Source organism: Nocardia miyunensis NBRC 108239, assembly GCF_001613065.1.
Taxonomy (GTDB): domain Bacteria; phylum Actinomycetota; class Actinomycetes; order Mycobacteriales; family Mycobacteriaceae; genus Nocardia; species Nocardia miyunensis.
Genome location: NZ_BDBQ01000066.1, coordinates 61,434 through 72,596 on the forward strand (window position 1 = coordinate 61,434; position 11,163 = coordinate 72,596).

At 68.6% G+C, this 11,163-nt stretch carries 12 protein-coding genes; 5 read left to right on the top strand and 7 right to left on the bottom strand.

Annotated elements, in window-relative coordinates; all coding sequences use genetic code 11:
- Positions 1 to 55: 55 nt before the first annotated feature.
- From NM2_RS47895 to NM2_RS28385, 7 genes are all read right to left on the bottom strand, one after another.
- A complete protein-coding gene (locus NM2_RS47895; RefSeq protein WP_003402602.1) occupies positions 56 to 157 on the bottom strand; it encodes a 30S ribosomal protein bS22 in 102 nt (33 codons plus the stop codon).
- A 219-nt stretch (positions 158 to 376) separates the two neighbouring features.
- The gene (locus tag NM2_RS28360) at positions 377 to 601 is read right to left on the bottom strand and encodes a helix-turn-helix domain-containing protein (RefSeq protein WP_051193761.1); all 225 of its coding nucleotides are present in this window, start codon (positions 599 to 601) and stop codon (positions 377 to 379) included.
- A 192-nt stretch (positions 602 to 793) separates the two neighbouring features.
- Complete coding sequence (gene proC, locus NM2_RS28365) at positions 794 to 1,603, bottom strand: pyrroline-5-carboxylate reductase (RefSeq protein ID WP_067674740.1); 810 nt, start codon at positions 1,601 to 1,603, stop codon at positions 794 to 796.
- Between the two features lie 55 nt (positions 1,604 to 1,658).
- Positions 1,659 to 2,474 carry a thioesterase family protein gene (locus tag NM2_RS28370; protein ID WP_439956928.1) on the bottom strand — a complete coding sequence of 272 codons (816 nt, stop codon included), beginning with the start codon at positions 2,472 to 2,474 and terminating at the stop codon, positions 1,659 to 1,661.
- A gap of 410 nt (positions 2,475 to 2,884) precedes the next feature.
- A complete protein-coding gene (locus tag NM2_RS28375; RefSeq protein ID WP_067674747.1) occupies positions 2,885 to 3,772 on the bottom strand; it encodes a sugar phosphate isomerase/epimerase family protein in 888 nt (295 codons plus the stop codon).
- Between the two features lie 24 nt (positions 3,773 to 3,796).
- Positions 3,797 to 5,821, bottom strand: a complete 2,025-nt coding sequence (locus tag NM2_RS53445) for an Rv0497 family membrane protein (protein WP_067674750.1) — start codon at positions 5,819 to 5,821, stop codon at positions 3,797 to 3,799.
- Positions 5,818 to 6,813 carry a Ppx/GppA family phosphatase gene (locus tag NM2_RS28385; RefSeq protein WP_067674753.1) on the bottom strand — a complete coding sequence of 332 codons (996 nt, stop codon included), beginning with the start codon at positions 6,811 to 6,813 and terminating at the stop codon, positions 5,818 to 5,820. Before NM2_RS28385 ends, NM2_RS53445 begins: the two co-directional genes overlap by 4 nt.
- Before the next feature lie 103 nt (positions 6,814 to 6,916).
- Between NM2_RS28385 and NM2_RS28390 the strand changes: the two genes are divergently transcribed.
- From NM2_RS28390 to NM2_RS28405, 5 genes are all read left to right on the top strand, one after another.
- Positions 6,917 to 7,783: a DUF3109 family protein gene (locus tag NM2_RS28390; RefSeq protein ID WP_245718258.1), complete on the top strand. Its 867-nt coding sequence runs from the start codon at positions 6,917 to 6,919 to the stop codon at positions 7,781 to 7,783.
- 118 nt (positions 7,784 to 7,901) lie between these two features.
- Positions 7,902 to 8,225: a hypothetical protein gene (locus NM2_RS28395; protein ID WP_157121355.1), complete on the top strand. Its 324-nt coding sequence runs from the start codon at positions 7,902 to 7,904 to the stop codon at positions 8,223 to 8,225.
- Positions 8,226 to 8,407: 182 nt separating this feature from the next.
- Positions 8,408 to 8,782: a hypothetical protein gene (locus NM2_RS49400; RefSeq protein ID WP_157121356.1), complete on the top strand. Its 375-nt coding sequence runs from the start codon at positions 8,408 to 8,410 to the stop codon at positions 8,780 to 8,782.
- Positions 8,783 to 8,795: 13 nt separating this feature from the next.
- Entirely contained in the window at positions 8,796 to 9,746 is a 951-nt protein-coding gene (locus NM2_RS28400; protein WP_084531637.1) for an SGNH/GDSL hydrolase family protein, read from the top strand.
- Positions 9,743 to 11,059 carry an acyltransferase family protein gene (locus tag NM2_RS28405; protein WP_067674761.1) on the top strand — a complete coding sequence of 439 codons (1,317 nt, stop codon included), beginning with the start codon at positions 9,743 to 9,745 and terminating at the stop codon, positions 11,057 to 11,059. The genes NM2_RS28400 and NM2_RS28405 overlap by 4 nt, the downstream gene beginning before the upstream one ends.
- Positions 11,060 to 11,163 lie beyond the last annotated feature (104 nt).

An 11,163-nucleotide genomic window follows, 5' to 3' on the forward strand; every position in this document is an offset into this window, starting at 1 on the left:
CTGGAAACGAAAGAACCCGTCATCTATCGATGACGGGCCCGTCGGCGGCTACGGCCTACTTGCCGAGTTTGCGCCGCTGCACTCGGGTGCGGCGAAGCAGCTTGCGGTGCTTCTTCTTCGACATCCGCTTACGGCGCTTCTTGATCACAGAACCCATAGGGTTGTTCCTCGCGTTCTCTCTCTACTCGGCGCGCACGCCGGTTCACGTACGCTCTGTTCCCCGGGTCGCCCGGCCCGCATGGCTCCCGGTTTCCGCGCTCCCAATGTTCGCGCGGTCGCCGCGGCGCTGGGCACCGGCTGGCGAACACGACGGTGATTCATCGTAGCGGGTCCAGCCCCGACCGCCTGGGCCGGGGCATCGGATCCCTGCGCGGGATCAGCCCGCGTCGAAGTACGAGGTCTGCAGATAATCGTGCACGGCCTTGGCGTGCACTCGGAACGATCTGCCGACTCGCACAGCGGGCAACTCGCCCGAGTGCACCAACCGATACACCGTCATCTTCGATACCCGCATCAGATTCGCCACCTCGGCGACGGTGAGGAACTGAGTCCCTCCACCGACCACGGGTCCCGTACTCGCAGAGCTGTTTCCAGACATCATTGCGTCACCGACCTCCGGCACGTCCGCGCCGCCGGCTTCCCCACCGGCGGAACAGACACGCACGTGCTCCTTGAAGCTTAGCGGGACCAGTGGGATTGCTGCGACGGGTGTGAGAAATCGGATTTGCCGGGCAGATAACCGCCCGGTCAGGCAACGGACGCGTGTCGTTCAATTACCTGCGCGGATCAGGGGTCACCCGTCGTGTGCCGCGGAGCGGTCCCGCGCCGCGTTCAGGCCCTCGATGAACGCCGAGCGCAATCCGGCGCGTTCCATCTCGCGCACCGCCGCGGCCGTGGTGCCCGCGGGCGAGGTGACCGCGGCGCGCAGTTCGGCCGCGTCCTGACCGGACTCGTCCAGCAGCGCCGCCGAGCCGAGCATCGTCTGCACCACCAGCTGGGTGGCCACGTCACGGCTCAGGCCCATCCCGACGCCCGCCTCGACCATGGCCTCGACCACCAGGAAGAAATACGCCGGACCCGAACCCGACACCGCGGTCACCGCGTCCATCTTGGATTCGTCCACGGTGACCACCTTGCCGACCGCGGCCAGCAGTTCGGACACCTGCTCGAGCTGCGTCGCGTCGGCGTGGCGGCCGCCCGCGATGGCACTCATGCCCTGGCCGACCAGCATCGGGGTATTCGGCATGACGCGGACCACCGGGAATCCGGCGGGCAGTTTGGACTCCAGGCGCGCGGTGGTCACCCCGGCGGCCAGGGAGACCAGCACGCGGTCGCGGGCGTCGTCCAGATCGACCTTGCTCACCTCGGCGAGCACACCGTCCACATCGCCCGGCTTCACGGCGACGACCAGCAGATCCGCACCCGTCGCGGCGTCGGTGACGTCGGCGGTGACTCGGATGCCCAGGCGCTCGCTCAGGAATTCCGCACGCTCGGCCATCGACTCGACGACCACCAGATCCTTACTCGCCCACCCGGATTCGAGCAGTCCGGCGAGTAACGCCTCACCGATCCGCCCGCCGCCGATCACCGCAATTCTCGTCATAGCGTCCAAGGCTATCGGTGCGGGGCGGGCGAGTTCCCGGCACGCCCGCCGAGCATCAGCGCGGGATCAGCGCGAGCTGGCGCGATTGCGCCACGACCGCACCGGTGGCGTCCAGGACCAGTTGATCCTCGTCGAACATCCGCTCGCCGATCTCGTGCGCGGTCGCGATGACGCGCAGCCAGCCGCGGGCCGGACGACGACGCAGATAGGTGGTCATCTGGACGGTCGGCGACCAGCCGAAGCGGCCCAGGTTCATCGGCACCGGCGGGCTCATGTCACCGGCCATCATCGCGAAGTAGGCCGCGACGTCCGGGTCCTGCTGGTCGCCCTCGCGGGCGCGGATCCACAGCCGCAGCCGCGGCTCGCCCTGTTCCTTCGCGAGGAATCTGGCCCATTCGCGATCCAGGGCCACCGTGGCGCCCTCGGCGACGTGCACGAAACTGCCCATCGCCGAATCCGGGGTGTAGATCTCGGCGTCGGCCGGGGGTTCGACGGGCATGTCGGCATGGCTGTCGGCGGTGTAGGCCGAGGCGTCGTCGTCGAGATGGCCGAAGGTAAACGCGGTGTGCACCAGCGTCCGCCCGCCCTGCACCAGACCGGTGTCGATCAGGCAGATCTGCCGGCCGGTCTTGCGGATGCGGACCTCGTACTCGACCTCGCCCGCCTCGGGCGCGCCGAGAAAGTCGGTGCTGGCGGCGATCGGGAACATCTCGGACAGATCGGGTGCGGCCGCGCGCAACCGGCGGGTGGCCGCCGCGGCGCTGGCGGCGACCATGGTGCCGCCGTGCAGTTTGTTCCCGATGGTCCAGATCGGCTCGATCACGCCGCGGTAGCGGCCGACGTCCGGGTCCTGTCCGGGCAGTTCGGTCAGTGCGCACACCCGGCTGAAGGGGGCGTCACTCGAATCCGTCGCACCCGCGCTGCCTGATCGTTCCGCATCGATGGCCAGTTCCGTCACCGCCGCTCCTTCCCGCCGCATGGCTCGTACACCGTACAAGTGTTACCGCAGGCTCCCCGATTCCCGAACCCGATGTGACCAACGCACTACCGCGGGCCGTTGCAGACGCGCTGCCTCGAGCCGACACCGACGCCCGATCTCGGGCCGTGGCCGACGCGCCGTCTCGGGCCGAGACCCACGCACGATCTCGGGCCAAGACCGACCCGCCGTCTCGGGCCGAGACCCACGCACGATCTCGGGCCAAGACCGACCCGCCATCTCGGGCCGAGACCCACGCACGATCTCAGGCCGAGGCCAGCACACTATCTCGGGCCGGGGGTGCGCTAGTTCCCCCCGACGCCGGTCGGCTCCGGGGACGCCGGTTCGTGGTGGTTCAGATGGGTGCGCGCGAAATCCAATGCGCGCGCCAGCATGGCCGCGCGGGCCGAGGTCGTGCGGGCGTTCTGGGTATTCGCCTCGATGACGACCTGGCCCCGGAAACCGTTGTGCGCCAACGATTCACAGATCTGCGCGCACGGTTGCGTGCCCTCGCCCGGAATCAGGTGCTCGTCGTGCGCGGCGCCGCGGCCGTCGGCCAGATGCAGATGGATCAGGCCCTCGCCCATGCGCGCGGCCAGCAGGGTCGCATCCATGCCCGCGGTCGCGGTATGCGACAGATCGAGGGTGTAGTTCCGGAAACCGGTATCGGTCGGATCGTAGGACGGGCTGAACGCCGTCACCGACAAACCGGGCCCGCCCCGGCGCTCGAGCCGCCGCACCGAACCCGTGTGCCGCCCGAACAGAGTGTCCGCGCGCATCGGGAACATGTTCTCCACCGCGACGGCCACCGGGCTGTTCTGCTCCAACTCGGCGACCTGCGCTGCGAATCCGTCCGCGTACCGGCGCTGCCAGCGGAACGGCGGATGCACCACCACGGTCGCCGCGCCCAGCGCCTCCGCGGTGCGCACACTGCGCTCGAGTTTGGCGGCCGGGTCCGCGCCCCAGACCCGCTGGGAGATCAGCAGACACGGCGCGTGCACGGCCAGCACCGGGATCCCGTACCGCCGCGAATACGTCTGCACGGTGTCGACACTCTGACTGGCCGGTTCGGCCCAGACCATCAATTCCACACCGTCGTAACCGATTTCGGCGGCATAGCGGAACGCCGCCTCGGTGTTCTCCGGATATACCGACGCGGTCGACAAACCGACCTTGATCTCCGCCGAGCCCATCTTCCCCACGCGCTCGCTCCCGGATCAGTTCGTACTGAGCAGAAACGCCAGTGGTCCGAGCGTCACGAAGATGCCCACCACCACCGCGATCACCGTGCTGTACATGTCGTCGGTGCGACGCAGCACCCGCACCAGGGCCACCAGCCCCAGGATGACCACCACCGCCAGCGCCAGCGCGACGAACGGCAGCAGATCCCACATCTTCTCGAAGCCCTTGAACAGCAGCATCCCGGCCACCGCCGCGCCGACGACCTGGCCGGCCAGCACCAGCCACTGCCTGCGCCCGGACTCCTGGCCACCGCCGAAACTCAGCCATTGCGGCCGGCGATCGCCCTGCAACAACGCCTTGGAACGGGCGCTCAGCGAGGTGTCCCGCGCGGAACGTCCCGGCGCGCGACGCGTCCGGCGGGCCGGACGCTCGTCGAAATCGTCGTCATCCTCCTCGTCTTCGTCCTCGTCGAAGTCGAGCAGATCCTCGTCGTCCTCGTCGTACTCGAGGTCGAGATCGTCGTCCTCGACGGGATCGAAGTCGGGGCCTACCGCGGGATAGATCTCGGTGCGGTCGTGCGCGTCCACGGCGAGCAGATCGGTCACCGGCCGGGCGTCGCGAGGCACGAGCGGGTCCGACGGCAGCGGGCGTCCGCCGCGGCGGAAGTCCAGATCCTCGCGCGGATCACCGGCGGGGCCCGAGCCCGGCTTGCCCTGGTCGGCCAGCGACCACATCGCGGTCGGCGGGACCTCGGAGCCGTTGCGAGGCGGTTCTGCGCCGTTGCGGTCCGGGGGCGGCGGGAAGTCGGCCGGGGCGCGCCGACGCGCCGACCATGCCGGTAGGCCGCCGGGCGGGGGCGGGCCGTCGGCGCCGTTGCGTCGTCCCATCCGCGGCGGCAGGCCGGGTTCGCCGCGATCGAGAGCTTCGGGGCCACGACCCGGCTGTGCCATCGGGTCGGGACCACCACGCGGCGGCCCCCACCCGGACGGCCCGGCCGGATCCGAGCCGAACGAATTACCGTTCGGGGCAAGGGCATTCGGTCCCGGAGCGAAACCGTTGGCACCCGGTCCGCGAGAGGCCGGCCCGAACGAATTCGCACCGCCCCCACGGGAATCCGGTCCCGGAGCAAAGCCACTGGCACCACGCGAATCCGGGCCGGGAGCGAATCCGTTCGCACCACGCGAATCCGGACCGGGAGCGAAACCGTTCGCACGACGGGAGTCGGGACCCGGGGCGAAACCGTTCGCACCACGAGTGTCCGGACCCGGAGCGAAACCGTTCGCACCACGAGTGTCCGGGCCCGGGGCGAAACCACTGGCACCACGCGAATCCGGCTCCGACGCATAACCATTCAGGCCCTGCGACCCGCGGAACGGCTGCACCTCGGTCATCTGATCATCGGGTTCGCGGCGACGCCTGCGCCCGCCGCCGCCCGGCGAGGGCACTTCGGGGACAGGGGCCGAACCGAACGGATCTGCGGCCGAATCATCTTGCGCGGCAAGCGATTCAGCGAGTTCGCGGCGGGCCCGGCGACCGCCCGGCGTCGGCTGGACGCTGTTCGGACCGCTGAACGGATCAGCCGATGCGGGCCGGCCGTTCGGGTCGGGCGCGCGATACGACCGGTCCGCACCCGGCGACCCGAAATCGGACGCGCCGTAACCCGATCCGAAATCGGACGAACCGGACCCGTAACCACCGGAACCGAAGGAATCGGCCCCGAAGGACTGCGAGGAACCGGGCGACTCGCCCGGCGGGGAGTTCGGCGCGAGCGGGTCGTAGAACGTGATCGGCCCGGACAGGGGCGAATAATCCGACTCCGGCGACGCGGAGTAGACGAAGGGATCCGACGACAACGGCGCGTCGTCGTACCCGGCGGGCTCCTCGGGCGCGGCATGGGAGGAACCGCCCTCCCGGACCACGGGTATATCGCCGGTGAACTCGTTGACCGAGACACCGCGACCGCTCCGCCGCCGCCGGCCGCCACCGCCGGAGGCGGGCGCCCCCTGGCCGTTGCGGGCCAGCAGCTCGGCGACCGAGAGCTGAGTCGAATCTTCACTCATCGCAAAACCGTTTCCGTCGGGCCCGGCACACCCGAGGACCGGCCGTTGCCGGTCGACGGATCGCTGTCCAGGTCGGTATCTAGTTTGCGCAGGATCAATCCCTCCCGCAGCGCCCATGGGCAAATCTCGAGAGTATCCAGCGATAACGCACGCATACTCGCCTCCGCGACCAGTGCGCCGGCCACCAGTTGCTGTGACCGATCGGAGCTGACGCCCTCCAACTCTGCCCGGTCCGCGGCGGTCATTCTGGAGATGAACGCAATCAGCTGCCGCAGACCGGAGATGGTGAGAATACGCCGTTCCCGGGGTCCTGCGGCAGAGGGGGCCGCACCGGTGAGGCGGGCCAGCGAGCGGAATGTCTTCGAGGTGCCCACCGCGAGATCCGGGCGACCGGGCTCGAGCAGCTGTTTCGCCGGTGAGAGCATCTCGGCCTCGAGCCAGTCGCGCAGCACCGCGACGCGGCGCTTGCCCGGCGGATCCTCGCGCAGCCACTCCCGGGTCAGGCGGCCCGCGCCCAGTTGCAGGGACAGCGCCGCGTCCGGAGCCTCGTCCGCGCCGTTGCTCAACTCTAGTGAGCCGCCGCCGATGTCGAGGTTCAGGATGCGCCCGGCGCTCCAGCCGTACCAGCGGCGCACCGCCAGGAACGTCAGCCGCGCCTCGTCCACTCCGGACAGCACCCGCAACTCGACGCCGGTCTCCCGGCGCACGCGCCCGAGCACCTCCTCGGAGTTGGTCGCCTCGCGCACCGCCGAGGTGGCGAACGGCATCAGCTGCACGCATCCGGAAGTCTTTGCGATGCTGGCGAATTCGGCCACCGTAGCGATCAGCCGATCCGCGCCCTCGCCGGTGATGCGGCCGTTGTCGTCCATGTTCTCCGACATGCGCAATGTCGCCTTGGTCGAACTCATCGGCATCGGGTGCCCACCCCGATGCGCGTCCACCACGAGCAGGTGGACGGTATTACTTCCCACATCGAGCACACCGAGCCGCACAAGAACACGGTACTGGGTGCCGCTGTGGCGTGTCGGAATACGGTTGGTACTCACCACCCGGTCGGTCCGCGCGGACCACCACGGGAGCAATACACTCGAACCTGTGACGGCAGGAGCTTCCGCGAGCGCCCCGACGGGGCTGCGACCAGCGACGAAGATCGATCCCACCCCGGAGGTCGAACTCGACTTCCCACGCGAGTGGATCGAATTCACCGACCCCGCGAACGACGAGCACACCATCGCGGCGGACCTGACATGGTTGCTGTCGCGCTGGACGTGCGTCTTCGGCACCCCCGCCTGCCAGGGCATCATCGAGGGCCGCCCCGACGACGGCTGCTGTTCGCACGGCGCGTTCCTCTGCGACGACGACGATCGCAAGAAACTCGCCAAGGCTGTGAAAAAGCTCACACCTCAGGACTGGCAGCTGATGGGCGAGGCCACCGACGCCGACGGCAAGGTGCGCAGGAAGCTGTATCTGGAAGAGGACGAACTGGACGACGAGCCCGCCCTGCGGACCCGCCGCTACGAGGGCGCGTGCATCTTCCTCAACCGTCCGGGTTTCGAGGGCGGGATCGGCTGCGCCCTGCATTCCATGGCCTTGCGCACGGGCCTCGAGCCGCTGACGGTGAAGCCGGAAGTGTGCTGGCAGTTGCCGATTCGCCGCACCCAGGACTGGGTGGACCGCCCGGACGGCGTGCAGATCCTGCGCACCACGCTCACCGAATACGACCGGCGCGGCTGGGGTCCTGGCGGTGAGGACCTGAACTGGTACTGCTCCGGCTCGCCCGACGCTCACGTCGGTTCGCGGCCCGTATGGCAGTCGTACGCACCGGAACTGATCGAACTGATCGGTCAGCCCGCGTACGACGAGCTGGCCCGGCACTGCAAACGTCGCGAGGGCCTGGGACTGATCGCGGTGCATCCGGCCACCGAGCGGGCAGAACGGGAAGAAGCACGGCACTCCGCATGAGTCGATCCGCGGGGCCCCGGACCGCGAGAGCGCCCAGCGGAATCTCATCCGGCAATCTTGGCGCGACACTGTTTCGCCATGCGGATTTCACTTTTCAATGTTAGAAACCATCGCCATGATGAGGAAACTGATAACCACCGCTCTGCTCACCGTCGCCGGCGCCGCGATCGTCGCCCCGGCCGCCCACGCCGACGACTACCGCGACTACAACGACGCCACCTCGAACTTCGTCCTCTACACCGATACGGCCGCGATCAACGCGAAGGCCAACGGCAAGCAGGTCGTCGCCAGCATCTACGGGACCAGCCACCCGATCTACTGCAAGGGCGCGTTCCCCAAGGGCCCCTTCACCGACTGCATGCAGCACGACGACTTCGGCTGGTTCCACCTCACCCCCACCCAGCTCCCCCAGATCGGCACCGTCTGGGTCCACCTCACCTAGCAGGCCGCTACCGGATACGCGAACACCCGGCGTTCCCGGATGATCCGGGAACGCCGGGTGTTCGCTTATCACTCCGGCCCGAATCATCGTCACCCGCAACACATTCCATCATCGAACGACGTCCTGGACCATGGAACCGCCGTCTTGTATCGATTTCGATTCCGACATTCGATATATGGACTATGAGCACGTTGAAAAAGGCTTCCAGCGCACTACTGTTCGTCACTTCGGCGATTATCGGATCGAGTGCGCTCAGCGGCTGTGACAATTCCGGTCACGGAACCGCGCCGAGCACCACGACCACCGTGGCGCCGACGGCGGCTTCCGCGGCATCTCCCACGAGCGACACCGCGACCGGCACGCCCATGGCCCCGGCCTCGTCGGCCCCGGCCGTCGCGCCGCCGCCGCCGACCACGCAGCCCGAAGCGCCACTGCCTCAGGCGCCGCAGCCCCAGGCCACGCAATCGCAAGCGCCGCAGACTCATCCGCAGACCACCGCGCCGAAACCCGCACCGACGCTGTCGGATCCCGGCTTCACTCCGCGAGCCGGTTACTGAGGCGCCACGCACGATGCGAACGAATAGCCTCACCGCGGCCCGAGGCCGCTTCGGCGGTGTCGTATTGGCCGCCTGCGCAACGTTGCTCGCCGTCACCGTGAGCGGTCCGGCCCACGCCGACTCACCCACCGACAACTCCGGATCACACCCATCGGGCAGCGAATTGGTCGTCATGGGCGACTCGTACACCGCGAACGGCATTCGCCTGGACGGCGATTCGAGGGACTGCAACCACGGCCCCACCGCGTGGCCGATACAACTGAGCCGGCTGATGGGGATCGCGGGTACGCCGGACTTCGAGGACGTCTCGTGTTCCGGGGCGTCACTGCAGAGCCACACCGCCTACGACATCGTTTCGGAGGCGCGGATCGCCGCCGCCGCGGGCTCGTTCGGCCCGCGAACCAAGGTGGTGGCCCTGCAGTTCGGCATGAACGACACCTGGGGCGCCAACAAGACGATGCTGTGGACATCGTTGGGGCCGTGCGTGTTCAACTTCCGCGACGGCTGCGGCCCCGAGGCGGCCGCGCAGGGCCGGCTCGCCGACTTCCGAGCCATGACCGGGCAGGCGTACGCCGACCGGATCCGCGAGGTCGTCGACTACGTGCGCTACTACGCGCCCAATGCGCGCATCATCCTGGTCGGATATCCCGAACTGTTCCCGGCGCACTCGACGACGGTCTGCACCAGCGTCCTGGGTGTCGGCGATATCGTCCAGGACCGCGGCGCGGGCCTGGTGGACTACCTGGATCAGTTGCAGCAGGCCCAGATCGACGCCGCGAAGCTGTTGGATCTCGAGTTCTTCGATACCCGCGCGGTCACCGCCGGGCACGGCCTGTGCTCGCCGCAACCCTGGCTGAACGGGTTCTTCGACCCGCGGGCCGACTTCATCGGCATCCCGTTCCACCCCAGCGCGCAGGGGGATTCGGTGACGGCGCGGGCGCTGTACCGCCGGATCGCACAGTGACCCAGGTACGGTCACCGGCCGTGGACGACCCCGCGGCCGGTCCGCGACGGCACTCGGGGCGTCTGCCGTCGCTGACCGCGGCTCGGTGGTGGGCCGCCTGTGCGGTGTTCGCGGCGCATGCGCTGATCCTGTTGCCCGTCTACCCATTTCAGAAGACCGAACTGTTCCGGCGGATCCATCAGGACTTCGTGCCGATGCAGTTCGGCGCGGCCGGAGTGACGTTCTTCTTCGTGCTGTCCGGGTTCATCATCTACTGGTCGGCCGGACGCGGCGGTTCTGCGCTGGGCTTCTACCGCCGCCGCGTGCTCAAGATCTATCCGACGCACCTGATCGCCGCGGCGGTGTTCATCCTCGCCGCGAGCGTGCCGCTGCATCGCGTGGTGGTGTGGTTGCCGAATCTGCTGCTGGTGCACGACTGGGCGCCGAAGTGGAGTACGGTCGGCGGGCTCAATGTGCCGTCCTGGTCGCTGTGTTCGGAAATGCTTTTCTACCTGAGCTTTCCGCTGCTGTTGCCGCTCGTGCGGCGCATTCCCTCGACGCGGCTGCTGTGGTGGATCGCCGGTTTGCTCGTATTCGTCCTCGCGCTGCACGCGGCGTACCTGATCGCCTTCGACGGCCCGACCGCGATCGGCAATGCCTTCGCACCCCGGCTGGTCGCCGGTGACGTGTCACCGCACGCCGAACTGCACGCGGCCCGGATCTGGTTCGAGCAGCCGGACATCCCGGTGCTGCGCTCGTACTGGTTCAGCTACAACTTCCCGCTCTCGCGGCTGCCGGAGTTCTACGTCGGCGTGCTGACCGCCCGAATGGTGATCGAAAACCGCTGGCGCAATACACGATTGACGCTCCCGCTGCTCGCGGTGACGCTGTCCTACCTGGCCACCTGGGTGGTTCCGGTGGACTTCAAGATGTCGGCGACCGAAGTCGGTCCGATGGCCGCGCTGATCGCCACGCTGGCCGTTCGCGATCAACGCGCACCGTCCGGGCGCACCCCGTCCCGGCCGATGGTGTGGCTCGGCGAGATCTCCTACGCCTTCTATCTGATCCAGTTCCCGACCATGGTGCTGGTGACCAGATTCGTGATCGGCGGCCACCGATTCGGACTGTGGGGCTGGCTGGGCTGCGCGGGCCTGTGCCTACTCGGTTCGATCCTCGCGGCGGCAGCGATCTACCAGCTGGTCGATCTGCCCCTGATGCGCCGTTTCGCGCGGCCGCGCACGAGGACTTCGGCTGGTTCCACCCCAGCCGGACCCGACTCTCCGGCGCGGCCCCGGCCGGGTCCACCCGCCCCGGAACCGCTGCCGGATCCGTAACAGCGACACTGCGCTGCACGTTTCCGCCAGGGTGATCGAACAGATCCGCAAGGCACTCGGTTTCGGGAGTGCCGCGCCGGAGTGGCGGTGTCGATCATGACGAC